Source organism: Streptomyces maremycinicus (genome assembly GCF_001184025.1).
Lineage (GTDB): Bacteria > Actinomycetota > Actinomycetes > Streptomycetales > Streptomycetaceae > Streptomyces > Streptomyces maremycinicus.
In genome coordinates this window covers 916,328-941,845 of the sequence record NZ_BBYG01000008.1, presented here as the reverse complement: position 1 = coordinate 941,845, position 25,518 = coordinate 916,328, and the positions used below count along the sequence as shown (strand labels likewise).

19 protein-coding genes are annotated in these 25,518 nt (G+C 70.4%); 9 read left to right on the top strand and 10 right to left on the bottom strand.

The window, feature by feature from the left end; genetic code table 11:
- The first annotated feature begins 14 nt into the window (after positions 1 to 14).
- From AOQ37_RS04500 to AOQ37_RS04485, 4 genes are all read left to right on the top strand, one after another.
- Positions 15 to 995, top strand: coding sequence for an ABC transporter permease (locus AOQ37_RS04500; protein WP_062641263.1), 981 nt, complete (start codon positions 15 to 17; stop codon positions 993 to 995).
- A 48-nt stretch (positions 996 to 1,043) separates the two neighbouring features.
- Positions 1,044 to 2,081 (top strand): ABC transporter ATP-binding protein, encoded by a 1,038-nt coding sequence (locus AOQ37_RS04495; protein WP_062641261.1) that lies wholly within the window; start codon positions 1,044 to 1,046, stop codon positions 2,079 to 2,081.
- 26 nt (positions 2,082 to 2,107) lie between these two features.
- A complete protein-coding gene (locus AOQ37_RS04490; protein WP_062641260.1) occupies positions 2,108 to 3,169 on the top strand; it encodes an ABC transporter ATP-binding protein in 1,062 nt (353 codons plus the stop codon).
- A gap of 358 nt (positions 3,170 to 3,527) precedes the next feature.
- Positions 3,528 to 4,313, top strand: a complete 786-nt coding sequence (locus AOQ37_RS04485) for an AfsR/SARP family transcriptional regulator (RefSeq protein WP_078889981.1) — start codon at positions 3,528 to 3,530, stop codon at positions 4,311 to 4,313.
- Positions 4,314 to 4,319: 6 nt separating this feature from the next.
- Here AOQ37_RS04485 and AOQ37_RS04480 read toward each other — a convergent pair whose 3' ends face one another.
- Together AOQ37_RS04480 and AOQ37_RS04475 are read right to left on the bottom strand one after the other, a co-directional pair.
- Complete coding sequence (locus AOQ37_RS04480; RefSeq protein WP_062641258.1) at positions 4,320 to 7,739, bottom strand: AfsR/SARP family transcriptional regulator; 3,420 nt, start codon at positions 7,737 to 7,739, stop codon at positions 4,320 to 4,322.
- Between the two features lie 333 nt (positions 7,740 to 8,072).
- Complete coding sequence (locus AOQ37_RS04475; protein ID WP_062641256.1) at positions 8,073 to 8,579, bottom strand: DinB family protein; 507 nt, start codon at positions 8,577 to 8,579, stop codon at positions 8,073 to 8,075.
- Positions 8,580 to 8,676: 97 nt separating this feature from the next.
- Between AOQ37_RS04475 and AOQ37_RS04470 the strand changes: the two genes are divergently transcribed.
- The gene (locus AOQ37_RS04470; protein WP_062641493.1) at positions 8,677 to 9,417 is read left to right on the top strand and encodes a class I SAM-dependent methyltransferase; all 741 of its coding nucleotides are present in this window, start codon (positions 8,677 to 8,679) and stop codon (positions 9,415 to 9,417) included.
- A 281-nt stretch (positions 9,418 to 9,698) separates the two neighbouring features.
- Here AOQ37_RS04470 and AOQ37_RS04465 read toward each other — a convergent pair whose 3' ends face one another.
- From AOQ37_RS04465 to AOQ37_RS04435, 7 genes are all read right to left on the bottom strand, one after another.
- Entirely contained in the window at positions 9,699 to 10,826 is a 1,128-nt protein-coding gene (locus AOQ37_RS04465; RefSeq protein WP_062641491.1) for an ABC transporter ATP-binding protein, read from the bottom strand.
- A gap of 61 nt (positions 10,827 to 10,887) precedes the next feature.
- Positions 10,888 to 11,949 carry an ABC transporter ATP-binding protein gene (locus tag AOQ37_RS04460; protein WP_062641255.1) on the bottom strand — a complete coding sequence of 354 codons (1,062 nt, stop codon included), beginning with the start codon at positions 11,947 to 11,949 and terminating at the stop codon, positions 10,888 to 10,890.
- A 33-nt stretch (positions 11,950 to 11,982) separates the two neighbouring features.
- Positions 11,983 to 12,963, bottom strand: coding sequence for an ABC transporter permease (locus AOQ37_RS04455; RefSeq protein WP_062641253.1), 981 nt, complete (start codon positions 12,961 to 12,963; stop codon positions 11,983 to 11,985).
- A gap of 123 nt (positions 12,964 to 13,086) precedes the next feature.
- On the bottom strand, positions 13,087 to 14,892 hold the full coding sequence (locus AOQ37_RS04450) for an ABC transporter substrate-binding protein (protein ID WP_062641251.1): 1,806 nt from the start codon (positions 14,890 to 14,892) through the stop codon (positions 13,087 to 13,089).
- A gap of 65 nt (positions 14,893 to 14,957) precedes the next feature.
- Positions 14,958 to 15,992: an ABC transporter permease gene (locus AOQ37_RS04445; protein WP_062641250.1), complete on the bottom strand. Its 1,035-nt coding sequence runs from the start codon at positions 15,990 to 15,992 to the stop codon at positions 14,958 to 14,960.
- Positions 15,993 to 16,667: 675 nt separating this feature from the next.
- Positions 16,668 to 18,575 (bottom strand): translational GTPase TypA, encoded by a 1,908-nt coding sequence (gene typA / locus AOQ37_RS04440; RefSeq protein ID WP_062641249.1) that lies wholly within the window; start codon positions 18,573 to 18,575, stop codon positions 16,668 to 16,670.
- 158 nt (positions 18,576 to 18,733) lie between these two features.
- Positions 18,734 to 20,989, bottom strand: coding sequence for an ABC transporter family substrate-binding protein (locus AOQ37_RS04435; RefSeq protein WP_062641247.1), 2,256 nt, complete (start codon positions 20,987 to 20,989; stop codon positions 18,734 to 18,736).
- Between the two features lie 318 nt (positions 20,990 to 21,307).
- On the opposite strand from AOQ37_RS04435, the gene AOQ37_RS04430 reads away from it, so the two are divergent.
- The 4 genes from AOQ37_RS04430 to AOQ37_RS04415 are packed head-to-tail and all read left to right on the top strand — an operon-like array spanning position 21,308 to position 25,172.
- The gene (locus AOQ37_RS04430; RefSeq protein WP_062641244.1) at positions 21,308 to 21,598 is read left to right on the top strand and encodes an Rv0250c family protein; all 291 of its coding nucleotides are present in this window, start codon (positions 21,308 to 21,310) and stop codon (positions 21,596 to 21,598) included.
- A gap of 18 nt (positions 21,599 to 21,616) precedes the next feature.
- A complete protein-coding gene (gene sdhC / locus AOQ37_RS04425) occupies positions 21,617 to 22,450 on the top strand; it encodes a succinate dehydrogenase subunit SdhC (protein ID WP_062641243.1) in 834 nt (277 codons plus the stop codon).
- Between the two features lie 17 nt (positions 22,451 to 22,467).
- Positions 22,468 to 24,405, top strand: coding sequence for a fumarate reductase/succinate dehydrogenase flavoprotein subunit (locus tag AOQ37_RS04420; RefSeq protein WP_062641241.1), 1,938 nt, complete (start codon positions 22,468 to 22,470; stop codon positions 24,403 to 24,405).
- Positions 24,402 to 25,172: a succinate dehydrogenase/fumarate reductase iron-sulfur subunit gene (locus AOQ37_RS04415; protein WP_062641239.1), complete on the top strand. Its 771-nt coding sequence runs from the start codon at positions 24,402 to 24,404 to the stop codon at positions 25,170 to 25,172. The genes AOQ37_RS04420 and AOQ37_RS04415 overlap by 4 nt, the downstream gene beginning before the upstream one ends.
- Here AOQ37_RS04415 and AOQ37_RS04410 read toward each other — a convergent pair.
- Positions 25,153 to 25,488, bottom strand: coding sequence for a hypothetical protein (locus AOQ37_RS04410; protein ID WP_062641237.1), 336 nt, complete (start codon positions 25,486 to 25,488; stop codon positions 25,153 to 25,155). The genes AOQ37_RS04415 and AOQ37_RS04410 overlap by 20 nt on opposite strands.
- Positions 25,489 to 25,518 lie beyond the last annotated feature (30 nt).

Sequence of the window (25,518 nt, the reverse complement as noted above, 5' to 3'; positions counted from 1 at the left end):
GAAAGTCACGCCTCATGTTCCGCTTCCTTGTCCGCCGGGTCACCGGCGCGCTGGTCATCCTCCTGATCATCAGCGCCATCACCTTCTGGCTCTTCTACGCCGTCCCGCGTGACCCCGCCATGATGTCCTGCGGCAAGAACTGCACGCCGGAGAACCTCGCGCAGATCCGGAAGAACCTGGGCATCGACCACTCCATCCCGGTGCAGTACTGGTACTGGCTGAAGGGCGTATTCGCCGGTCGCGACTACGCCGGTTACGGGTACTGCGACGCGCCCTGCTTCGGATACTCCTTCGCCAACAACGTGCCGGTCTTCGACACGATCATGGACCGCCTGCCGACGACGCTCTCGCTCGCCTTCGGCGCGGCCGCCGTCTTCCTGGTGCTCGGTGTCGGCGCGGGCATGCTCGCGGCCCTCAAGCAGGGCAAGTTCCTGGACAAGGCGGCCAGCTCCGCGTCGCTGCTCGGTTCCTCGCTCCAGATCTACTTCGTCGGCTACATCGCGATGTACTACTTCGTGGCACAGCTGGGATGGCTCGACCAGCCCTCGTGGACCCCCTTCACCGACGACCCGGTCGCCTGGTTCTCGGGACTGCTGCTGCCCTGGCTGGTCCTGGCGATCATCTTCACCGCCAACTACACCCGTATGACCCGCTCCCAGCTCGTGGAGCAACTGAGCGAGGACTACGTCCGTACCGCCCGCGCCAAGGGCCTGTCCCGGGCGAACGTGTTCTTCCGGTTCGCCTGGCGCGGCGCGATGGGCCCCATCGTCACGGTGTTCGGCATCGACCTCGGCACGCTGATCGGCGGCGCCATCATCACCGAGCAGACCTTCAGCCTCCCGGGGATCGGCCGGCTCGCGGTGAAGTCCGTGGACCAGAGCGACCTGCCCATGCTGCTGGGTGTGACCATCCTGGCCGCGGGCGCGATCGTGTTCTTCAACATCATCGTCGATGCCGTCTACGCTCTCATCGACCCGCGGATCCGGCTCGCCTGACCTCCGCCAAGCCCCCTACCTCTCGCATCACCCCCCAGGAGCGTCCCCGTGACGAGCACCGATCAGCAGCCCTTCCTCTCCGTCAGGGACCTGAAAGTCCATTTCTCCACCGAGGACGGCATCGTCAAGGCCGTCGACGGGCTCTCCTTCGACCTGCTGAAGGGCAAGACGCTCGGCATCGTGGGCGAGTCGGGTTCCGGCAAGTCGGTCACCAACCTGGCCATCCTGGGTCTGCACGACCGCGACCGCACCGCCATCGAGGGTGAGGTCGTGCTGGACGACAAGGAGCTGCTGACCGCCTCCGAGCGGGAGCTGGAGCGGCTGCGCGGCAACAAGATGTCGATGATCTTCCAGGACGCGCTGGCCTCGCTGTCGCCGTACCACACGATCGGCAAGCAGATCAGCGAGACGTACCGCAAGCACACCGGCGCCTCCAAGAGCCAGGCGCGTGCCCGGGCGATCGAGATGCTGCGGCGGGTGGGCATCCCCCAGCCGGAGGTCCGGGTGGACGACTACCCGCACCAGTTCTCCGGCGGTATGCGCCAGCGCGCGATGATCGCGATGGCACTGGTCTGCGACCCGGAACTGCTGATCGCCGACGAGCCGACCACGGCCCTGGACGTGACCGTGCAGGCCCAGATCATGGACCTGCTGAAGGACCTCCAGCAGGAGTTCGGCACGGCGATCATCTTCATCACGCACGACCTGGGCGTCATCGCCGACATCGCCGACGACGTACTGGTGATGTACGGCGGCCGGTGCGTGGAGCGGGGCACCAAGAAGGAGGTGCTGCGGAGCCCGCAGCACCCCTACACGCTGGGCCTGCTGAGCTCGATGCCGAGCCTGGACCACCCGGTGGACGTCCCGCTCAACCCGATCCCCGGTTCGCCGCCCTCGCTGCTGAACCCGCCCACGGGCTGCCGCTTCCACCCCCGCTGCACCTTCGCCGAGAAGGTCGAAGGGGGCCTGTGCTCCACGGAGCAGCCGCCGCTGGAGGTCACGAACGGCCGGGGTTCCGCCTGCCACCTGACCGCCGACCAGCGCGCCGAGTACTTCTCCGACCTCGCCGGCAGCGCCGCGAACTGACGTACAAGAGACGGGATTTCACCACCATGAGCAGCACCACTCCCCTCCTGGACGTCTCCGGGCTCACCAAGCACTTCCCGATCAAGGGCGGCTTCCCGATCCGGCGTACGATCGGCGCCGTGCAGGCCGTCGACGGGCTGGACTTCCAGGTCGCCGAGGGCGAGAGCCTGGGCCTGGTCGGCGAGTCCGGCTGCGGCAAGTCGACGACGGGCCGGCTGATCACCCGGCTGCTGGAGCCGACGGGCGGCCGGATCTCCTACCGCGGCCAGGACATCACGCACGCGGGCCGCAAGCAGCTCGCCCCGATCCGGTCCGAGATCCAGATGATCTTCCAGGACCCCTACGCGTCGCTGAACCCGCGCCAGACGGTCGGCAAGATCATCTCCGGGCCCATGGAGATCAACGACATCAACCCGGCCGGCGGGCGCGAGGCGCGCGTGCGGGAGCTGCTGGAGATCGTGGGTCTCAACCCCGAGCACTACAACCGCTTCCCGCACGAGTTCTCCGGCGGCCAGCGCCAGCGCATCGGCGTCGCCCGCGCGCTGGCCCTGGAGCCGAAGCTGATCGTGGCCGACGAGCCGGTCTCCGCGCTCGACGTGTCGATCCAGGCGCAGGTCGTCAACCTGCTCCAGAAGGTCCAGCGGGACCTGGGCATCGCGTTCGTCTTCATCGCCCACGACCTGGCCGTCGTACGGCACTTCTCGCAGCGCGTGGCCGTCATGTACCTCGGCCGGATCGTCGAGATCGCCGACCGCGACGACCTGTACGGCAACCCGCGTCACCCGTACACCCGGGCGCTGCTGTCCGCCGTGCCCGAGGCCACCGTGCGGGACGAGGGAGAGGCGGGCCCCGAGCGCATCCGTCTCGTCGGTGACGTACCCTCGCCCATCAACCCGCCCTCCGGCTGCCGCTTCCGCACCCGCTGCTGGAAGGCGACGGAGAAGTGCGCGACCGAGGCGCCGCCGCTGGTGCAGGTCGAGGGCAACAAGCCGGGCCACCTGACGGCGTGCCACTACCCGGAGACGGCGGACGTCCCGGCCACCGTGCCGGCTCCCCGTCTCGCCAAGGACCCCGAGGCGGCGGCCTGACACACCCCTTTTCGTCAGCCGCCCCCTTGCGGAGCGGACGTTCTCGGCCCATTGACCCGAGCCCACGAAAGTCCGGTCCAGGGGACGAAGGCCCGCGCTCACCCAGCGCGGGCCTTCACTCATTCCGACGGGCCCGCAGGGCCCGCCAGGGGCGCGGGGAACCGCGCGACCGGCCACGACGCGCCCGCACCCGCCGACGCACCGCGACCCCGCCCGCACCCCACCGCGCCCGGCAACACCGAGCGGCCGACAACAGGCCGGCACCAGCAAGCCGGCGGGAGCCGTGCAGCATCCATGCGCCAGCCGAACACCCCGCGCGCACAGTGGTGACTCGAGTGGTTCGAGTTACGGGGGGTACATGGAAATCCAGCTGCTGGGCTGCGTCGAGGCACGGGCCCGCTCCGGCGACAAACTGCCGCTCCCGCACGGCACCAAACTGCTGCTGGCGGCGCTGGCCTGGACCCCCGGCGCGTTCGTCGCCGACGAGTCGCTGATCGAGCGCGTGTGGCAGGAGCGCCGCCCCCAGCGCCCGCGCGACGCCCTGTACATCCAGGCCACCCGGCTGCGGAAGGCGCTGCGGGCCGACGGGCGGCTCACCGAGGGCTTCGAACTGATCCGCAAGCGCGGCGGATACGTCCTCGCGCTCGACGAGACCTGCGTCGACACCGCCCGGTTCCGCACCCTGGTCCGGCAGGCGCAGCTGGAGGCCCGCACCGGGGACACCGAGACGGCTCTCGGCCTCTACGCGCGGGCCCTGGAGCTGTGGCGCGGCGAGCCGCTGTCCGATGTGCGCACGGCCTGGGCGGAGTCGACGCGGGTGACGCTGCGGCGCGAGCACCGGGAGGCGCTGGTGGGCAGCACCGAGCTGCATCTGCGCGTGGGGCGGCACGAGGAGTGCCTGCCGCAGCTGCACTGGCTGGCCGAGATGCACCCCTTCGACGAGAAGGTCACCGGTCTGCTGATGCTCGCCCTGCACCGCGGGGGCCGCCAGGCGGACGCGCTGGACTGCTTCCAGTTGCTGCGCCTGCGGATGATCGACCTCCTGGGCTGCGAACCGGGCCCGGAACTGCGGTCCCTGCACGAGCGGATCCTCGCCCGCGACCCCCGGCTCCGGCTCGGCAGCGCGTACGCCACCTCCGTGTGAGCCGGCTCAGCCGTCGAAGTGCTCGGTCAGGTAGAGGGTGAGGCGGGACTCGGCGTCCGGGGGCAGTTCACGGTGACGGTGGTGGGGCGGCGGGCGGTGCGCGGCGGGCGTCCCCGGGGGACGCCGGACACCCAGCGTCGCGTACAGGGCTGCCGCCTGTGTCCTTGCCGCTTGCGCCGGGCCGGGGTCGGTCCGGGCCTCGTGGGCGGAGGCCAGGGCCGCCGTGGCACGGGCGTGCAGAAGACGCTGGCCGGATTCCCGGGCGAGCTCCGCGGCCAGCGCCGCCGCGTCCCGGGCCCGCGCGGGGGCGGTAGCGAGATCGGGGGCGGTACCGGGAACGGGGGCGGTACCGGGAACGGGGGCGGTACCGGGTTCTGGGGCGGTACCGGGATCGGGGGCCATGTCGAGGAGCGCGAGGGCGGTGGTGAGGTGGACGCGCGGGAGGGTGAGGGGGTTGCCGTCGGCCGCGAGGCGTTCGGCGCGCCCCAGGTGGTCCAGGGCGTCGGCCGGACGGCCCTGGACGCGGGCCAGGTCGGCGCGGGCCAGCAGGACCTCGACGAGACCCGCCCGGTGACCGGTGCGCTCGGCGATCTCGAACGCGGCGTCGAGGTGTTCGGCCGTCTCCTCGGCACGGCCCGCACGCAGCTTCACCAAGGCGAGCCCGACCAGGCTGTCGACCTGGCAGTTGCGGTTCTCCACCCGCCGGGAGACGGCGAGGGCGTCCTCGTAGGCGAGCAGCGCGAGGTCGTCGCGGCCGGCGTCGGCGCGGACCCGGCCCAGTGCCTCCAGGGCCACCGCCTCCGTGTAGGTGGAGCCGGAGTCACGGGAGACCAGGAAGCAGCTGCGCAGTGCCGCCGCCGCCTCGTCGAACCGGGCCTGTTTCTGCCGGACCAGGGCGAGGTTGACGAGGGCCATCGCACGGTTGTGGTGGACCGTGTCGCCGATCAGGTCGAGGGCCGCGCACGCCGCCTGCTCGGCCGCCTCGAGCCGGCCCAGGGCGAGATTCAGGGATGCCGTGTTGATCAGCATGATCTCCACGTTCTTGACGTTGTCCAGGGTGCGGTAGAGCGCGAGGGCACGGTCGTAGCAGGGCAGCGCGCGGCGCAGCTCGCCCAGCAGCTTGAGGGTGACGCCCTTGCCCTGGAGGCTGCCGGCCTCGCCGTACGCCCAGCCGGCCCGGCGGGCCAGTTCCTCCGCCTCCTCGTACTCCTTCAGGGCGCCCCGCAGATCCCCGTTGCGCCAGCGGGCGCTGCCCAGGGACAGGCACATGGAGGCCTGGCCGACCTCGTCCCCGTCGCGCGCGGCCACCTCCCGGGCGAGGGTGGCCAGCCGCATCCAGTCGGAGAGCGGCCTGCGGTGGTGGAAGAGGTCCTGGAGCGCGTCCACCAGCCACCACACGTACCGCACGGGACCGTGCTCGGCGGCGTGTCCGATCGCGGCCGCGATGTCGTCCCACTCGCCGTCGAACCAGGTGTACGCCTCGTCGGCGCCCGCGAACTCCCGCGGCAGGGAGCCCTCGACGGCGGACGGGCGGTTGCGCATGACGTACAGACCGGCCGCGGCGGCCGCGTTGACGACGCTCTGGAGGTAGTGGTCGAGGACCCGGGTGACGGCGGCGGCCCGCTCCTCGGCGGAGTCCTCGGCGGCCGTCCGGTCACGGGCGTACTCGTGCACGAGGTCGTGCCAGGCCGGACGGCCGTGTTCGACGTCGCGCAGCAGATGGACCCGCTGGGCCAGCCGCAACAGGTCGGCCAGGCGATGTTCGTCGGTCCCGGCGGCCGCGGCGGCCGCCGGGACCGACCGGCCGGTGCCCGGCAGCACGCCCAGCGAGCGGAAGGCCTGCCGGGCCTGCGCCGACAGCACCCCGTACGACAGGTCGAGCGCGGCCCGTACGGCGACGGACTCCTCGCCCTCGACATGCAGCCGGGCCAGTCGCCCCCGGTCCGCCAGGTCACGGACGTACGCCCGGATGCTGCCCGGCCGGTCGCCGATCCAGGAGCCCGCGACGCACAGGGCGAGCGGCAGGTGGTCGCAGAGCTCGACGAGCCGGGCGGCGGCCTCCGGATCGGCGGCGACGGCCTCCGCGCCGACCGCGCCGCTGATCAGCTCCAGCGCGGCGGCGTTGTCCAGGACGTCGCAGGACACCCGGTAGGCACCGTCCAGGGTGACCAGGCCGCTGAGCTTGTCGCGGCTCGTCACCAGCGTCAACGAGCCCGCCGAGGCGGGCAGCAGCCTGCGTACGTATGACGCGTCGGCCACGTCGTCGAGGACCACCAGCACCCTGCGGTCCGCGAGCAGCGTCCGGTACAGCGCGGTCTGTGCCTCGGCGCCCAGCGGGATGTCGCGCGGCGCGCAGCCCAGGCCCTGGAGGAGCAGCGGCAGGGCCTCGCCGGGCGTCATCGGCTCGGCGTTGTCGAAGCCCCGCATGTCGAGGAAGAGCTGGCCGTCGGGGAAGCGGTCGGCCACCCGGTGGGCCCAGTTCAGCGCCAGCGCGCTCTTGCCGACGCCCGCCGGCCCCACGATCAGGGCGAGCGGCTCCGAGGTGCGCAGACAGGAGTCGAGGCGGCCGAGTTCGGCGTCGCGGCCGACGAACCGGCGTGGCGTGGGCGGGAGTTGACGGGGCACGGGACGGTCGGACGCCGGACCGGGCCGCTCGGGCGCGGTGACGGCGGCGCCGCCCCCGCCGCGCAGCAGCCGTTGGTGCAGGTCCCTGAGGTCGGCCGAGGGCTCCATGCCGAGTTCGTCCACCAGCCGCCGGCGCAGCGCGGTGTACAGCTCCAGGGCCTCGGCGCTGCGGCCGTCCTGGTGCAGGGCACGCATCAGCAGGCCGTGCGGCCGCTCGCGCAGCGGGTGGGCGGCGGTCAGCCGGAGGAGTTCGGCGATGGCCTCACGGTGCCGGCCGGTCTCGATCCCGGCCTCGGCCACTGCCTCGCGGGCCACGAGGTGCAGTTCGGCGAGGCGTTGGCGTTCGGCCTCGCGCACCGCGACCTCCGACAGGTCGGGCAGCGGATCGTCCCGCCAGAGCGCGAGGGCCTGTTCACCGCTGCGCCGGGCCGTTCGCCAGTCGCCGTCGGCCGCGGCCCGCGAGGCGTCCCTGATGAGGTTCTCGAAGGCCAGCAGATCGAGGTCGTCCGGGCCCACGTGCAGCACGTAGCCGGGCCGCCGGGTGGTCAGCAGCTCGGGCCCCGCCGGGCCGAGGGCGCGCCGGACCTCCGCGACGAGGGCCCGTACCCGGGCCGCGCCCGCGCCGGGCGGCCGGTCGTCCCACAGGCACTGAATCAGCCGGTCGACGGAGACCACGTGGTTGGCGTGCAGCAGGAGCACGGCGCACAGCGCGCGTTGCCGGCCGGTGAGGACGACGGCCCGTCCGTCGATCTCGACGTCCAGCGGTCCGAGCAGGCGGAACCGGGGCCGTGGGGTGAGCATTCACAGAACGTAGTCCAGGGCCGACTGCCGGGCAACGCCGACCTGCGCCGTCGGGAGGCATCGGGACCCCGGACATCGAGATCCGGCCAATCCCGTGGACCGGGCCCGGGCGGCGGCCGGGTGCCGTACGAGGTGGGGCGGCCGCGGTGGGGGCGGGGCGGGCGCCGCGTGTCCCCCGTCGGTCGCCCGCCCCGTACAGGAGTCTCTCCGAGCCGTCTTTCCGAAGCCCTTCGAGGATCTTTCACGCGCCTTTCGCCCCGGGCCCGACCAGCGGAAACCCGCTCGCAACGGGAACAGGCCCCAGGGGGAGTACGGCACAAAGCCCGACACCCCCTAGACGCCGGTGCGGCCGTCGATCAGCTCGCGCAGGATGTCGAGGTGGCCGTTGTGCCGGGCCGTCTCCTCGATCAGGTGCAGAAGGATCCAGCGCAGGTCCACATGACGGCCGTCACGCGCCGGCCGCTGCGCCGTGGTGTCGAGGTCGTGCCCGGCGACCAGTTCGCGGTGCCGCGCGGCGTGCTCGGCGTACTCGTCGAGCACCTGCGCGAGCGGGAGGTCGACGGCGATGCGCATCTCCCGGTCGGGGTCCTCGTCGGTCCACGGACCCTCGTCCTCCTCACCGAGGAACACGACCCGGAACCAGTAGTACTCGACCCAGCGCAGATGGTTGACCAGGCCGCTCGGGGTCATCAGCGGCGAACCCGGCAGGGGCGCTCGGCGGGCGTCCGCGTCGGAGAGGTCCTCGCACTTGGCGCGCGCGGTGTCGCGGGCGTAGTCGAGGAAGGTGGTGAGCTGGGTGCGCTCGTCCCACCCGGGAGGCATGTCGTCTGTTCTCGTCATCGCGCAGAGCATGTCCGGCCCCCGGCCCGCCTGTCGAGCGGGATTGCGATGTTCTGGATCTTGCCCTGTGCGCACCGAGGTGTGGCACACTGCCGCGGTGGTCGATCATTCGTTCGCGGATCTGACACTCGCCGCGCTGTACGACAGCATCAATCCGTGGGGGCCGGACGACGACTTCTACCTGAACCTGGTCCGATCCGCCGACGCGGTGCTCGACGTCGGCTGCGGTACCGGCCGGCTGCTCGCGCGGGCCGCGTCGGACGGACACCCGGGGCGGCTCACCGGCCTCGACCCGGCGGCCGCGATGCTCGTACAGGCCCGGCGCCGGGCGCCCGCGGTGGAGTGGCTGCTCGGGGACCTCGGCATCCGGCTGTGGCAGGGCGAGTACGACCTCGTGATCATGACGGGCCACGCCTTCCAGGTACTGCTCGGCGACGAGGAACTGCGCACCGCGCTGCGCGCCGTACGGTCCGCCCTGGGCGACGGCGGACGGTTCGTGTTCGAGACCCGCAATCCGGCCGCGCGGCCCTGGGAGAGCTGGACCCCGGACCACGTCCGCGAGGTCACCGGCCCGGACGGCCGGGTCGTACGGGTCTGGCACGAGGTGCAGGGCGAACCCTCGGGCGACCGCGTCACGTTCACGGAGACCTTCGACTCCCCCGGCTGGCCCCGCCCCCACGCCGGCCGCGCCACCCTCCGCTTCCTCACCCCGGGGAGCCTGACCGGTTTCCTGGCGGAGGCGGGCCTGCGAGTGGACCGGCAGTACGGAAACTGGAACCGAGCCCCCCTGACCCGAACCAGCCCGGAGATCATCACCGTGGCCACCCCGACCCGCTGACCCCGAGCAGCCCCACAGCCCCCGGAGACCCGCGCCCCAGCAGCACAGGAAACCGCGCACCCCAGGGCCGCGGGGAACCGCGCACCATAGGGGTGCGGGGAACTGCGCACCATAGGGGTGCGGGGAACTGCGCACCATAGGGGCGCGGGGAACCGCGCGAGAAGCCCCACCCACCCGCACCCGACACACACCGCAACCACCCCCGGGGGCGCGGGGAACCGCGCACCCAGCCACAACACCCCGCAGCCAACCCCAACCTCACCCCCCGCCGGGACGGCCCCTCACCCCGCCCCTTCCTCCAGCGCGGCCAGCGCCGGATCCAGCACGATGTCCTCCTCACGCCCCTCGATCGTCGGCTCCTCCGGAAAGTGGCAGGCCGTCAGATGCCCCTCGTGGTTCCCGGAGATCCGCACCAGCGGCGGCTCCTCGGCCGCGCACTTGTCCTGCGCCTTCCAGCACCTGGTCCGGAACCGGCAGCCCGAGGGCGGGGCGATGGGCGACGGCACGTCCCCGGCGAGCCGGATCCGCTCCCGTGCGACCGTCTCCCCGCCGGCCACGTTCACCTCGGGCACCGCGGAGAGCAGCGCGTGGGTGTACGGGTGCCGCGGCCGGGTGTAGATGGAGTCACGGTCGCCGACCTCGATGATCTTCCCGAGGTACATGACGGCCACCCGCTGCGAGAAGTGCCGCACGACGGCCAGGTCGTGGGCGATGAACAGGAACGCGATGCCGAGTTCCTGCCGCACCTGCTGGAGCAGGTTGACCACCTGCGCCTGGATCGACACGTCCAGCGCGGAGACCGGCTCGTCGGCCACGATCAGCTTCGGCTCGAGCGCCAGCGCCCGGGCGACCCCGATCCGTTGCCGCTGGCCGCCGGAGAATTCGTGCGGGAAGCGGTTGTAGTGCTCGGGGTTGAGACCCACGATCTCCAGCAGCTCGCGCACCCGCTTCTCCCGGCCGCCCTCGGGCTCGATCCCGTTGACCTCCATCGGCCCGGAGATGATCTTGCCGACGGTCTGCCGGGGGTTGAGGGAGGAGTAGGGGTCCTGGAAGATCATCTGGATCTCGGACCGGATCGGCGCCAGCTGCCGGCGCGAGGCGTGCGAGATGTCCTGCCCGCGATACGTGATCGTCCCGGCCGTGGGCTCCAGGAGCCGCGTGATCAGCCGCCCGGTGGTGGACTTGCCGCACCCCGACTCCCCCACCAGGCCGAAGCTCTCGCCGGCCCGCACGCTCAGGTCGATGCCGTCCACGGCCTGCACCTGACCGACCGTGCGCCGGATCGGGAAGCCGCCCTTGACCGGGAAGTGCTTGGTGAGCCCCGTCACGACGAGCAGATCCTCGCCGTCGCCCTCGCCGCCGGCGTCCGCCGCGCGCGGGGCGGGGAGTACGAGTTCCTCTTCCTTCACGTGCTCCTCCTGGCCCTTCTTCACGTACCTGCTCCTCTGCCTTCTCCTCGGGGTCCTGCCCCTACCCCAGCCGGGGCCTGATCTCGTCCACGAAGATGGACCGCTTCTGTTCCGCCGTGAGATGGCAGGCGGCGGCGCGGTCCGGGGCCAGCAGGGGACGTTCGGTGACACAGCGGTCGCCGCCGACCCGGTCCCGGAAGGTGCAGCGGGGGTGGAACCGGCAGCCGGAGGGCGGGTTCAGCAGCGACGGCGGGGCGCCGGGGATCGGGGCGAGCGGCGTGCCCAGGTCCGAGTCCAGCCGGGGCATGGAGTTCAGCAGGCCCCAGGTGTAGGGGTGTTGCGGCGAGCGCAGCACCTGTTCGGTCGTCCCGCGCTCGACCGCGCTGCCCGCGTACATCACCATGATGTCGTCGGCCATGTCGGCGATGACGCCCAGGTCGTGCGTGATGAAGATGATCGCGGTGCCGAACTCCCGCTGGAGGTCCTTGAGCAGGTCGAGGATCTGCGCCTGGACGGTGACGTCCAGCGCGGTGGTCGGCTCGTCGGCGATCAGCAGGTCGGGGTCGCAGACCAGCGCCATCGCGATCATCGCGCGCTGGCGCATACCGCCGGAGAACTGGTGGGGGTAGTCCTTCGCCCGTTCCCGGGGGTTGGGGATGCCGACCTTGCCGAGCATCTCCACCGTGCGCTCCCAGGCGGCCTTCTTCGAGGCGCCCCGGTGCTTCATGTACGGCTCGGCGATCTGCCGGCCGACGGTGTAGTACGGGGAGAGCGCGGTGAGCGGGTCCTGGAAGATCATCGCGACCTTGTTGCCGCGCAGTCGCTCCAGTTCCGACTCCCGGGCCGTGGTCAGCTCCTGGCCCTCCAGCAGGATCTCGCCCTCGACGGTGGTGAACATCGGGTTGTGCAGCCCGAGGACGGTGAGGTTGGTGACGGACTTCCCGGATCCGGACTCGCCGACGATGCCGAGCGTGCGGCCCCGTTCGAGGTCGAAGGAGAGCCCGTCGACGGCCCGGACGGCGCCGTCCTCGGTGGCGAAACTGACGTGCAGGTCCCGCACCGAGAGGAACGCGCCCGCGTCGGCCGGGACGGGCGCCCCGGCCTCCTTGGTCACAGTGGTCACGACAAAGCTCCTGACGACAGGCCGGGAAACGGCCTAGGACAGCCGTACGCGCGGGTCGATGAAGGCGTAACAGGCGTCGACGACGATGTTGCACAGCAGGATCACGGCGGCGGCGAAGAGCATCACGCCCAGCAGCAGCGGAAGGTCGCTGAACTGCACGGACTCCACCGCGAGATGCCCGAGGCCGGGCAGTCCGAAGGTGTACTCGGTGATGATCGCGCCGCCGAGCATCGAGGAGAGGTCGATGCCGAGGATGGTGACGATCGGGATGAGGGAGCCCCGCCAGGCGTACCGGAAGAAGACGTACCGCCGGCTCATCCCCTTGGCGCGGGCGGTGCGGATGTGCTCCTCCTGGAGCTGCTCGATCATCGACGAGCGCGCCATACGGGTGTACTGCGCGGCGAAGATCGTGGACAGCACGACCCAGGGGATCATCAGCCCGGTGAACCAGGCCACGGGATCCTGGGTGAGCTCGGTGTACCGGGGTTCGTCGAACAGATGGGTCTGGTACACCAGCACGGCGAGGGCCAGCGGGCCCAGGAAGTAGATCTGCATCGAGCTGAGCACCATGGAGCCCGCGGTGAACGACTTGTCGATGAGCGTGCCGCGCCGCCAGGCGGCCAGCATGCCGGTGCCGAGTCCGACGAACAGGAAGACGACGGTGGCGCCGAGCGCGAGCGAGACGGTGAGCGGCAGCCGGTCCATCAGGGTCGACCAGACCTGCTCGTTGGTGTGGTACGAGTAGCCGAAACAGGGGGCGGGGCAGGGCCCCTGGGCGAAGTCGTCCCGGCCCGCGACCAGCCCCTGGAGGAAGATCCAGAACTGCTCGGGGATCGACTTGTCGATGCCGAGCGTGCGGTGGATGTTCGCCAGCGCGTCGGGCGTGCACGTCTTGCCGCACATCAGCAGCGCCGGGTCCCGGGGCATGCCGAAGAACAGCAGGAAGGCGACGACGGTCAGCAGGACCAGGATCACCAGCGATCCGAGGGTCCGGCGAAGGAGGAAGCGCAGCATCTCAGTGGCAGCTTTCGGGCTCGTGAGGCCGGCTCGTGGAGCCGGCTCAAAGGGCCGTGCGGGCCGGTGCGCCCCGTCGCTGACACGGGACGGGACGCACCGGGCGCCGCGCTCGGGAAGGGGTTACTTCACAAACAGCCTGCGCGGGTCGATGCCGCCGATGACGTCGTCGTACACGAGGCCGCCGATCTTCGAACCGGCGATCTGGGTCTGCTTGTAGTACGCCGTCGGGATGTTGGAGACGACGTCCTTCACGATGTACTCGTTGATCTTGTTCCAGGCCTCGGCGGCCTTGACCGGGTCGGTGATGGTGCTCGCCTTGTCGATGTCGGCGTTCACCTTCGGGTCGTTGATGTGCGAGTAGTTCGCGGCGCCGTCCTGGATCTGGCGTCCGTCGTACAGCGGCGGGATGACGGTCGACGCGCTCGGCCAGTCGGCGCCCCACGCGGTGTGGTAGATGTCGAAGTTGTTCTTCACCTTGCCGACCTGGTCGTAGTACGTCTCGGCCGGGATCTCCTGGCGCTGGACGTCGAAGCCGGCCTTCTCCAGACCCGCGGCCATGGCGGTGGAGTACTGCTGGCCCTCGGGGGTGTTGATGTAGCCGAAGGTCAGCTTCAGACCGACCTTGCCGGCCTTCTCCAGGAGTTCCTTGGCCTTGGCCGGGTCACCGGCGGGCTTCTTCTTCTTGCCGAACGGGTCGAAGTTCGGGTTGTAGCCGGAGACGGTCGGGCTGATCAGACCGCCGGCGACCTCGCGGGCCGCGGTACCGCCGAAGGCGCGCACGAACGGGGTGATCGGCAGGGCGTAGGCGATGGCCTCACGGACCGTCTTGTCCTGCATCTCCTTCTGGGACAGGTTGATGTCGATCTGACCCACGTACGGCTGGTAGCCGGCGACGGTGCGGGACTTCAGCGTCGCGTCGGCGAGGACCTTGGACAGGTTGCCCGCGTCGACCTCGTTGTTGAAGCTGACCGCGGTGGCGTTGGCCCCGGAGTCGTCGAGGATGGCCTTGGTGGAGTCCTCGTACTGCTTGTTGAACGCGAAGGTGAACCGGTCGATGTACTGGTGCCGGATCGGGTCGGTCTTCGGGTCCCAGTTGGTGTTCTTCACCAGGACCATCGACTTGCCGGACTTGAAGTCCTGGATCTTGTACGGGCCCGCGGTCATCGGGGCCTTGTCGTACTTCTCCTTGGTGTCCTTCGCCTTGGAGACGAGCGAGTAGCCGGCCATGGCCAGCGCGTACGGCAGGTCGGGCTTGGCCTTCTTGAACTTGAAGACGATCGTCTTCGCGTCCGGCGTCTCCAGGATGGTGTCCGGCAGGTGCTTGCCGCCGTACGGGCCGCCCTTGAGCAGGTCGCGGTAGCCGGTGCCCGGCGTGTCGGCGAGCCACTGCTGGATGAAGGTCGGGCCGTTGGCGACGAACGGCGCGAACAGCCGCTCGAAGGTGTGGCGCACGTCGGTGGCGGTGATCGCGGAGCCGTCGGCCCACTTCACCCCGTCCTTCAGCGTGTACTTCCAGGTCTTGCCGCCGTCGGTGGTGGTGCCGCTGTCGGTGGCCAGGTCGCCGACGACCTCGTGCTTCTTGCCGTCCTCGCTGGTCGCCTTGTATCCGGTCAGACCGCGGTGGATGAGCTGCGACAGCGCCATCTCGTCGGAGACGTAGATCTGTCCGGGGTCGAGGTGCGCGTAGCTGTCTCTCTGGAGAACGGTGACCGTGCCTCCGGGTTTGGCGCCGGGGACCTCGGCGGCCGGTCCGGTCGAGGCCTTCGCGTCGCCGAAGTCGATGGAGGACTGCTGCCGTTGGGCGTTCTCCTTGTCGTCCTTGTTGCTGCCTTCCTTGCTGCCGCCCTCGCTGCAACCGGAGAGCACGAGCGCTCCGGCGGCGACCAGCGAGAGCGCGGCGTACGCGCGGCGTCCACCCTTACCCATCACTCGTTTCCCACCCATCTCTTTGAGTCCAGCAGTCTGTGAATCGAGAAGACGTGATGTGCGGATCAGCGCGCCGTCTTGGGGTCGAAGGCGTCTCTGACCGAGTCCCCGAGCAGGTTGAACGCCACGATGAAGATGATCATCGAGACACCGGGGAAGAACATGTAGGTGATGTCGTTCTGCATCACGAGTTCGGTCGCCGCCTTGGAGAACATCTGGCCCCAGTCCGGCGTCGGTTCGACCAGTCCCACGCCGAGGAAGGACAGTCCGGCCTCGGCGGTCACGAAGTTCGGCAGCATGTACGTGGCCTGCACCAGGATCGGCGTGACCACGTTGGGCAGGATCTCCTTGCGGATGATCCGCCCCGGTGGCGCCCCGCTCACCTTCGCGGCCTCGATGAACTCCCGTTCCCGCAGGGCGAGGCTGGTGCCGCGCAGGATGCGGCCGAGGCTCATCCAGCCGAGGAACCACTGCACCGAGATCAGGGCGACGACCCGGACGTAGACGGGCGTCTCGTCGCGCGGGCTGACGAACAGGGAGACCACGACCGGCATGCTCGCGATGAAGAACAGCTGGGCCGGGATGGCGAGCAGGAAGTCGATCACCCGGCTGATCAGGAAGTCCGTCCTGCCGCCGAGATATCCGGCGGCGACCCCGAGGACGATGCCGGTCAGCACGGTGGCGAGGGTGACCGCGAGGGAGATGCCCAGGGAGTTGCGGATTCCGTAGAGCAGCTTGGTGAAGACGTCGTAGCCGTTGCCCGGTTCCAGGCCGAACCAGAACTCGCCGCTGATCCCACCGTTGGGCTGTACCGGCACACCCGCGCTGTCGAACAACTCCGGCCGTTCGTCCGCGTACACGGTGTACGGGTTGTTGCCGTAGAGCTTCGCGATCAGCGGGGCGAGCAGGCCCACCAGGAAGAACAACAGCACGACGTAGGCGGAGATCACGCCCGTGCGGTCCCGCTTGAAGCGGAGCCACATGAGCTGACCGGGGGACCGGCCCACGGGCACCTCGGCCTCGGGCACCGCCGCCGGCTCCTGGTCGCCGTCGACCACGACCGACGTACCGCCGCCCTCGATGTCGGTAGGACTTGTCACAGTTCGCCCATTTCACTTCACGGGTGTGGGTGTGCCGAGCCGGCGACGGACGCGGGCTGCCGCCACGTGATCGCCGATCGGTGCATGAAGGGACGCCGGAACGCGCCGCACGGACGGCTCGGAAGAAGCCGCAGCCGGACGCGCGTAGCCGGACGGCCGCGATGAGCGGCCGGAGTTTCAGGTCAGTGACAGTCGCCGCGGGCGGGCAGGGACAGACCGGTGATGGACCGCATGGGCCGGTTGACTGGCATGGGGATCCTCCTTGTGACTCCACGTGTTCACCGACAGGAGGGGGCGTTCGTCCGACCTCCGACACCCCTGACGGAGGGTCAGACACCCCCTGGTGCTCGCGAGTCGGCGCTGTCCCCACAGCGCGAGACCCATTGACCCGAGCGTTACGCGGCTAACTATCTGGCATGCGCCATGTGCCGACCACTGTCTTTAAATCTCAATTCAGTCACAGCTGACGCCTAGATCTTCCAAAATCCGGACAAAGCCTCTGGCGCGAGAAGGCCGCGAAACGGACTTGTTACATGGCTATCGGGCGACGATCTCCGCATTGCGGACAGACGTCACCGCGAGGACTCCGGAAAACGGGTTGCGAAAAGCCCGGGCATCCCCACGATGGGGACACCCGGGCTTCGAAGTGTGCTGCGGCGGTGAGCTACCCGCGGATCAGCCGTGCTTGGCGCGGCTCGCGGTGCGGGCGCGGTCACGCTGGTCGAGCACGACCTTGCGGATGCGAACCGCCTCCGGGGTCACCTCGACGCACTCGTCGTCGCGGCAGAACTCCAGCGACTGCTCCAGCGACAGCTTGCGCGGCGGCACGATCGCCTCGAACGAGTCGGCCGACGAGGACCGCATGTTCGTGAGCTTCTTCTCCTTGGTGATGTTCACGTCCATGTCGTCGGAGCGCGAGTTCTCGCCGACGATCATGCCCTCGTACACCTCGGTGCCGGGGTCGGTGAACAGCACGCCGCGCTCCTGGAGGTTCGTCATCGCGAACGCGGTGACGGCACCCGAGCGGTCGGCGACCAGCGAACCGTTGTTACGGGTCGTCAGCGTGCCGAACCAGGGCTCGTGACCCTCGTGGATGGAGTGGGCGATACCCGTGCCGCGCGTACCGGTCAGGAACTCGGTACGGAAGCCGATGAGACCGCGGGAGGGCACGACGAACTCCATGCGGACCCAGCCCGAGCCGTGGTTGGACATGTTGTCCATCCGGCCCTTGCGGACGCCCATGAGCTGCGTGACCGCGCCCATGTGCTCCTCGGGCACGTCGATCGTCATGCGCTCGACGGGCTCGTAGACCTTGCCGTCGACGTCCTTCGTGACGACCTGCGGCTTGCCGATGGTCAGCTCGAAGCCCTCGCGGCGCATCTGCTCGACCAGGATGGCCAGCGCCAGCTCGCCGCGGCCCTGCACCTCCCAGGCGTCGGGGCGCTCGGTGTCCAGGACGCGGAGCGAGACGTTACCGACCAGCTCGCGGTCGAGGCGGTCCTTGACCTGGCGGGCGGTGACCTTGCGGTCCTTGACCGCGGCCTTGTTCTCCGCGCCCTTGCCGGTGCCGCCCCGGCCGACCAGCGGCGAGGTGTTGGTGCCGATGGTCATCGAGATGGCCGGCTCGTCGACCGTGATGAGCGGCAGCGCGATCGGGTTCTCGGGGTCGGCGAGGGTCTCGCCGATCATGATCTCCGGGATACCGGCGACGGCGCAGATGTCACCGGGGCCCGCCTTCTCGGCCGGCTTGCGGGTGAGCGCCTCGGTCATCAGCAGCTCGGTGATGCGCACGTTGGACATGGTGCCGTCGCGCTTGATCCACGTGACGGTCTGGCCCTTGCGCAGCTCGCCCTGCTCGACGCGCAGCAGCGCGATCCGGCCGAGGAAGTTGTCGGCGTCCAGGTTGGTGACGTGCGCCTGGAGCGGGGCCGCCTCGTCGAACTCCGGAGCCGGGACGTGGGACAGGATGGTGGAGAAGAAGGGCTCCAGGCTGTCGCTGTCCTGCGGGACCGTGCCGTCCTCCGGCTTGGTCAGCGAGGCGACGCCGTCCCGCGCGCAGGCGTAGACGATCGGGAACTCGATCTGGTCCTCGTCGGCGTCGAGGTCGAGGAAGAGGTCGTAGGCCTCGTTGACGACCTCGTCGATGCGCGAGTCCGGCCGGTCCGTCTTGTTGATGCACAGGATGACGGGCAGGCGGGCCTGGAGGGCCTTGCGCAGCACGAAGCGGGTCTGCGGCAGCGGACCCTCGGAGGCGTCCACCAGCAGCACGACGGCGTCGACCATCGACAGGCCGCGCTCCACCTCGCCGCCGAAGTCGGCGTGACCGGGGGTGTCGATGATGTTGATGGTGATGACGTCCCCCCCGTCCTTGGGGTGGTACTTCACCGCCGTGTTCTTGGCGAGGATCGTGATGCCCTTCTCACGCTCCAGGTCGTTCGAGTCCATCATGCGGTCGTCGAGCGACTCTGCTGCGTGCGCGGCGAAGGCGCCGGCCTGCTTGAGCATGGCGTCGACGAGAGTCGTCTTGCCGTGGTCGACGTGGGCGACGATGGCTACGTTGCGGATGTCGTGGCGCGTGGCCATAAAGCGGCGTTCTCCCGGAGTGTGAGGGCGACCCTGCTGCGTACGTGTTACGCGGGCCCTGCCGGGCTTGACACGCCACGGCCTCACCCCATGGTACGTGGCCCGGCGGGGGACGGCCCCCGCAGGGCCACTCGGCTCACTTCCAGCTCATCGCGAACTCACTTCCGGGAGGGGCTCGCGGAGGCCTTCGCGCCCGTCCGCGCGCCCTTCTTCAGGAAGCCCATGTCCTCGTAGACAGGGGTCTGGAAGCCGAACGCACCCGCGTTGACCACGTTCTTCCGTACCGCGGTGAGCTGGGGGCGCTGGTAGAGAGGAATCGATCCGGCAGCCGCCCAGATGCGGGAGTCGGCCTTGCGGATCAGGGACCGCTTCTCTTCCTCGTCCAGCGTCGAGACAGCCTGTTCGAACAGTTGATCGACCTGATCGGTGCCGACCCGGGTGTAGTTCTGCTCGACGCTCAGCGAGCCGTCGGCGGCCGGCACCGGCTTGGCGTAGATCGGCCGGGCGTCGGTGGCGGGGAAGGCGGACCCGGGCCAGGAGTACAGCGCGAGGTCGTACTGACCGGAGGCGATGTGGTCCTTGAAGTAGCTCTCGTCCGGGACCTTGGTGATCTCCGTGCCGATGCCGACCTTCGCCAGCATCCTCGTGATCCGCTCGGCGACCGCCGCCAGCGGCTCCGACCCCGGGCCGGACGGCAGCACGAACCGCAGGCTGAGCGCCTTGCCGTCCTTGGCCAGCGCCTTGGCGGGGGCCGCGGCCGGCGCCGCGGTGCCCTTCGGGGCGTAGGCGCCTTGGGCGCCGCCCTGGCGCACCTGCTTGAACTGCTTGCCGTCCTGGGCGAGCTGCCGTCCGCCGTCCTCGCTCCTGCGCGCGCTCTCCCCTTCGATGAGCCGCGGCCTCTCCTCGCGGACCGCCGTACCCCGCGCCTTGTCGTCGGCACCGACGATGTACGTGTCGTCGCCGTCCGCGGAGTCGTCGTCGGAGTCCTTCTCCTTGCCCTTGCCGCCCGAGCCCGCCTTCTTCCCCTCCGACCCCGCCGCCTTCTCGCCCTTCTCCTGCTTCTCGACCGGGCCACCGGGCACCCATCCGGCGTCCGCGAGCAGCGCCTGCGCCTCGGTGGTGTCCTGGCCGCCGAGCGCCCCGCTGTTGTCGGCGTACGCGTCCTGCCCGGCCAGCGCCAGGTGGCTGCCGACGGGCTCCGCGGGCAGCCCCAGCGGCTTCAGCACGACCTTCGCCAGCGCCTTGCGGTCCAGCGCGCGGGCGACGGCCCTCCGCACCCGCTCGTCCGCCAGCGGGCCGTCCGCGCCGTTCAGCGCCAGCTGTGTGTACGCCGGCTCCAGCGATCTGCGCACCTCGTAGTCGCGCAGCGCCTTCTGCTGCTGCTCCCACTTCGCGATCGCCTCGGTCAGCTCGCTGCGGGCCTCGACCTCGTCCTCGGCCGTGTCCTCGTCCGAGCCGTGGGCGAGCGCCCAGGAACGCAGCGCCTTGGCGGCGGTGCGCCCGGAGCCGGGCCCGGCGAGCGGTCCGGCCGTGCCGTTCGCGGCGCCGTCGATGCGCTGAGCGGCGGCAGGGTCGATCTCGGCCAGATCGATCTTCCCGGCGGCCAGCGCGGACGCCCGCTCGTCCCGCGGGACGGCCGTCAGCACGATCTCGGTGAGCTTGGCCGGCCGGCCCCACCAGCGGGCGTTGCGGGTGAGCTGGACCTGCTTCTTCTTGCGGTCGACCTTCTTCACCACGAACGGCCCTGCGGTCACCTTCAGCTTGCGGCGCGCGGCGTCGTTGAACGCGTCGGGCGTGCCCATGACGTCCTTGGGGTACAGCGGGGAGAACAGCGACCGCCAGTCGGCGTAGGTCCGCTTGAAGGTGACCCGGACCTCGAGGTCGTTGGCCCCGCGCTCGATCTTCTCGATGCGCTCGTAGCCGGCGTTGCGGGCGGTCCAGTAGGCGCTGTCCTTGCCCGCCAGGGCCCGCCACTGGGCGGCGAAGTCGGCGGCGCCGATCTCCCGGCCGTCGCTCCAGACGGCCTGCTGGTTCAGCTTGTACAGCACGACCTGCTTGGGCTCGGTGTCGACGACCTTGGCGGACTCCAGGTAGTCGGAGTCGCGCTGCGGGCGCCCCGTCGCGTCGAGCCGGTACATCGAGGGCAGGACGGCCTGGGCGACCCGCGTGGTCGTGGCGTCGGCGTCCGACTGGAAGGTGTTGAAGGTCTCCGGGACCGCGTCCACCGCCCAGCGCAGGGTGCCGCCCTCGGCGACCCGGGCGCGGCCGGCCGGGGCGATGTCCTGGCGGGCCAGGGGCTTGCCCGCCTCGTCCGCGGAGCCACAGCCGGACAGCAGGGGCACCGCGAGCGCGCCCGCGGTGAGGAAGGCGACCGAGCGCATCACCGCGCGCGGGCCGACGCCGTCGTGGGACATCTCTGGTACCTCCGGTGAGCCGCTGCCGCCGGTGACCCGAACACCCCGGAAACCTGGACGCGCATACGTCGACGTGGGTGCGTTTTGATCACGTTTGGCGGTATTTTGGAGTTGATCAGATCTATTGCTCACTGAAGAGGAAAGGGTTCGCCTGCCGTGGGCGACACGGCGGCGCGGCCCGCCAAGGCCACTCGTGCGGAGCAACGCACCCGCCAATCGCTGCACACGCCTTCACATCGACCGGTGTGACGCGCAACACTCGCAGGCGCATGAACGTTGCCGTCCAGGGCCCGGCCCACACGGAAGCGAGGACTGCTCATGTCCGTGCACGACGATCTGACGACGGCTCAGCGCTGCCTCGACGACCTCTCCCGGTCCGTCGGTCGCCTGGAACAGCAGCTCGGCAGCGGCGGCCTGGAAATGCGCCGGGTGCGTACCGACGCCGAGCATCTCAGGGAGAGCGTCGCGCTGCTGCGCGAGGCCGCCTCCCAGCCCGGCTCGCCGCGCAGGCCCGAGCTCGTCACCATCCCCGACACCCCGTACGACGACTCCCTGTGGATCGACACGGACGACGAGGGACTCGGCGCCCGGGGCCGGCACGCCCCCTGACCCGACCGGAGTCCTGAGTTGGCCACTGGTACGGAACCCTCACCCACGGACCACCGTCCCCCGAGCGGCGTACGCGGCGCGGGACGCGCCGCGATCGCCGCTCCTCATCTGCGGACCGACCGCTGGTGGCTGGCTCCCGCGGCCACCGCCGCCGGCCTGCTGGCGTTCATCGTCTACTCGACCTGGCGGGCCTTCGCGAACGCGGACTACTACGCGGCGCCGTACGTCTCGCCCTTCTTCTCCCCGTGCCTGGCGGAGAACTGCCAGAGCATGCGCTCCGGACCCAACTGGGAGCTGTTCGGCGGCTGGTGGGGCCTGTCCCCCGCGATCCTCATCCTGATCTTCCCGCTCGGCTTCCGCCTGACCTGCTACTACTACCGCAAGGCCTACTACCGCGGCTTCTGGGCGTCCCCGCCCGCCTGCGCGGTGGCCGAGCCGCACAGGAAGTACACCGGCGAGACCCGCTTCCCGCTGATCCTCCAGAACATCCACCGGTACTTCTTCTACGCCGCGATCCTGGTCGCCGGGATCCTCACCTACGACACCGTGCTCGCCTTCCGTGACGAGCACTACGCGTGGGGGCACATGGGTCTCGGAACCCTGGTCTTCCTGGTCAACATCGCGCTGATCTGGGCGTACACCATCTCCTGTCACTCCTGCCGGCACATCGTCGGCGGCCAGCTGAAGCACTTCTCCAGGCACCCCGTGCGCTACCGGGCCTGGCGGTTCGTGGGGAAGCTCAACGCCCATCACATGCTGCTGGCGTGGGTGTCGCTGGTGAGCGTGTCGCTCGCCGACTTCTACGTGTATCTCGTCGCGTCCGGTGTCTTCGACGATCCGAGGTTTTTCTAGATGAGTGGGGCCTGCTGATGTCCGTGGTCGACCGCCAGGAGTGGGACGTCGTCGTGGTCGGCGCGGGAGGCGCCGGACTGCGCGCCGCCATCGAGGCGCGCGAACGCGGCGCCCGCACCGCCGTCATCTGCAAGTCGCTGTTCGGCAAGGCGCACACGGTGATGGCCGAGGGAGGCATCGCGGCGGCCATGGCCAACGCCAACGAACACGACAACTGGCAGGTCCACTTCCGCGACACCCTGCGCGGCGGCAAGTTCCTCAACCAGTGGCGGATGGCCGAGCTGCACGCCCAGGAGGCCCCGGACCGGGTGTGGGAGCTGGAGACCTGGGGCGCGCTCTTCGACCGCACCGAGGACGGGAGGATCTCCCAGCGCAACTTCGGCGGCCACGAGTACCCGCGCCTCGCACACGTCGGCGACCGCACGGGCCTGGAGCTGATCCGCACGCTCCAGCAGAAGATCGTCTCGCTCCAGCAGGAGGACCACCGCGAGACCGGCGACCACGAGTCCCGGCTGAAGGTCTTCCAGGAGTGCACGGTCACCCGGGTCCTCAAGGACGGCTCACGCGTGAGCGGCGTCTTCGCCTACGAGCGCGAGACCGGCCGCTTCTTCGTCCTGCGGGCGCCCGCCGTGGTGATCGCCACGGGAGGCATCGGCAAGTCCTTCAAGGTCACGTCGAACTCGTGGGAGTACACGGGCGACGGCCACGCGCTGGCCCTGCTCGCGGGTGCCCCGCTGCTCAACATGGAGTTCGTGCAGTTCCACCCGACGGGCATGGTCTGGCCGCCGTCGGTGAAGGGCATCCTCGTCACCGAGTCGGTGCGCGGCGACGGCGGGGTGCTCAGGAACTCCGACGGCAAGCGGTTCATGTTCGACTACGTCCCGGACGTCTTCAAGGAGAAGTACGCCGAGTCGGAGGAGGAGGGCGACCGCTGGTACGAGGACCCGGACCACAACCGGCGACCGCCGGAGCTGCTCCCGCGGGACGAGGTGGCCCGCGCGATCAACTCGGAGGTGAAGGCGGGCCGCGGCTCCCCGCACGGCGGGGTCTTCCTGGACGTGTCGACGCGGATGCCCGCCGAGGTCATCAAGCGCCGGCTGCCCTCCATGTACCACCAGTTCAAGGAGCTGGCCGACGTCGACATCACGGCGGAGGCCATGGAGGTCGGGCCGACCTGCCACTACGTGATGGGCGGTATCGCGGTCGACTCCGAGACGGCGGCCGCCCGCGGGGTGCCGGGGCTGTTCGCGGCCGGCGAGGTGGCCGGCGGGATGCACGGCTCCAACCGGCTCGGCGGCAACTCGCTCTCCGACCTGCTGGTGTTCGGCCGCCGGGCGGGACTGTACGCGGCGCGCTACACCGCGGACCTCGCCGCGGGGCGCCCCCCGGTGGACGACGACCAGGTCGACGCGGCGGCCGCGGAGGCGCTGCGGCCGTTCTCCGCGGAGAGCCCCGAGGACCCGGCGGGCCACGCGCCGGAGAACCCGTACACCCTCCACCAGGAGCTCCAGCAGACCATGAACGACCTGGTCGGCATCATCCGCCGCGAGGGCGAGATGGAGCACGCCCTGGAGAAGCTCGCCGAGCTGCGGGTGCGGGCGCAGCGGGCCGGGGTCGAGGGGCACCGGCAGTTCAACCCCGGCTGGCACCTGGCGCTCGACCTGCGGAACATGCTGCTGGTCAGCGAGTGCGTGGCCCGGGCGGCACTGGAACGCACCGAGTCGCGCGGCGGGCACACCCGCGAGGACCACCCGACGATGGAGCGCGCGTGGCGCAACGTCAACCTGCTGTGCGCACCGGCCGACCCCACCGGGGTCCTGGCGGCGACGGACCCCGCCCGCGGCCGGATCTCCCTCACCCGCGAGACCACCGAACCCATCCGCGCCGACCTGCTCGCCCTCTTCGAGAAGGAAGAGCTGGTCAAGTACCTCGCCGAAGAGGAGCTCTACGAGTGAGCAGCTACGAGGCCCGCTTCCGGGTGTGGCGGGGCGACATCGAGGGCGGCGGCCTGAAGGACTTCGAGGTCGAGGTCAACGACGGTGAGGTGGTCCTGGACATCGTCCACCGCCTCCAGGCCACCCAGGCGCCCGATCTCGCCGTCCGCTGGAACTGCAAGGCGGGCAAGTGCGGTTCGTGCTCCGCGGAGATCAACGGACGGCCCCGGCTCCTGTGCATGACCCGCATGTCGGTGTTCGACCGCGAGGAGACGATCACCGTCACACCGCTGCGCGCCTTCCCGGTGATCCGGGATCTCGTCACCGACGTCGGCTTCAACTACCGCAAGGCGTGGGAGATTCCGGCGTTCGTGCCACCGGAGGGGGTCGGTCCGGGCGAGTACCGGATGTTCCAGGAGGACGTGGACCGGTCGCAGGAGTTCCGCAAGTGCATCGAGTGCTTCCTGTGCCAGGACACCTGCCATGTCGTCCGGGACCACGAGGAGAACAAGACGGCGTTCGCGGGCCCCCGCTTCCTCATGCGGGTCGCCGAACTGGACATGCACCCGCTGGACGCGGCCGAGGAGTCCGGCCTGGACCGCGGGCGCACGGCCCAGGACGAACACGGCCTCGGCTACTGCAACATCACCAAGTGCTGCACGGAGGTCTGCCCTGAGGGCATCAAGATCACGGACAACGCGCTGATCCCCCTCAAGGAACGCGCGGTCGACCGCAAGTACGACCCGCTGGTATGGCTGGGATCGAAGATCAGGAGGCGCTCTTCGTAGTCGCCGGGGGCAGCCGGGGCGTGCGTCCGGGACGCTGGGCGAGCGCCTGGACGGCGAGCCCGGCGAGGTTGACGGCCATTCCGGCGGGCGGGACGTACAGGTCGACGGCCAGGTCGTGGGAGGCCATCGGGCCCAGGAACATGAAGAGGCCCAGGCCCAGGGCGCTCATCAGGGCTCCGGCACCCCACAGTCGCGGCCGCAGCACCCGCCTGCGGCCGAACGGCGGCACCCACTCCCGCGCGACCGCCGCGATACCGACCACCGCCATGAGCGTCACACAGACGACGGCCGTGACCACCAGAGTCCAGTACGGCATGCGCTCATGATCCCACCTGGACCGGTACGC

Coding starts and splice junctions, on each gene's coding strand:
- AOQ37_RS04485 (WP_078889981.1), top strand. CDS start 3,528: ATGGAAATCCAGCTGCTGGGCTGCGTCGAGGCACGGGCCCGCTCCGGC.
- AOQ37_RS04500 (WP_062641263.1), top strand. CDS start 15: ATGTTCCGCTTCCTTGTCCGCCGGGTCACCGGCGCGCTGGTCATCCTC.
- AOQ37_RS04480 (WP_062641258.1), bottom strand. CDS start 7,739: ATGCTCACCCCACGGCCCCGGTTCCGCCTGCTCGGACCGCTGGACGTC.
- typA (WP_062641249.1), bottom strand. CDS start 18,575: ATGGCCACGCGCCACGACATCCGCAACGTAGCCATCGTCGCCCACGTC.
- AOQ37_RS04430 (WP_062641244.1), top strand. CDS start 21,308: ATGTCCGTGCACGACGATCTGACGACGGCTCAGCGCTGCCTCGACGAC.
- AOQ37_RS04450 (WP_062641251.1), bottom strand. CDS start 14,892: ATGGGTAAGGGTGGACGCCGCGCGTACGCCGCGCTCTCGCTGGTCGCC.
- AOQ37_RS04455 (WP_062641253.1), bottom strand. CDS start 12,963: ATGCTGCGCTTCCTCCTTCGCCGGACCCTCGGATCGCTGGTGATCCTG.
- AOQ37_RS04410 (WP_062641237.1), bottom strand. CDS start 25,488: ATGCCGTACTGGACTCTGGTGGTCACGGCCGTCGTCTGTGTGACGCTC.
- AOQ37_RS04435 (WP_062641247.1), bottom strand. CDS start 20,989: ATGTCCCACGACGGCGTCGGCCCGCGCGCGGTGATGCGCTCGGTCGCC.
- AOQ37_RS04475 (WP_062641256.1), bottom strand. CDS start 8,579: ATGACGAGAACAGACGACATGCCTCCCGGGTGGGACGAGCGCACCCAG.
- AOQ37_RS04420 (WP_062641241.1), top strand. CDS start 22,468: ATGTCCGTGGTCGACCGCCAGGAGTGGGACGTCGTCGTGGTCGGCGCG.
- AOQ37_RS04490 (WP_062641260.1), top strand. CDS start 2,108: ATGAGCAGCACCACTCCCCTCCTGGACGTCTCCGGGCTCACCAAGCAC.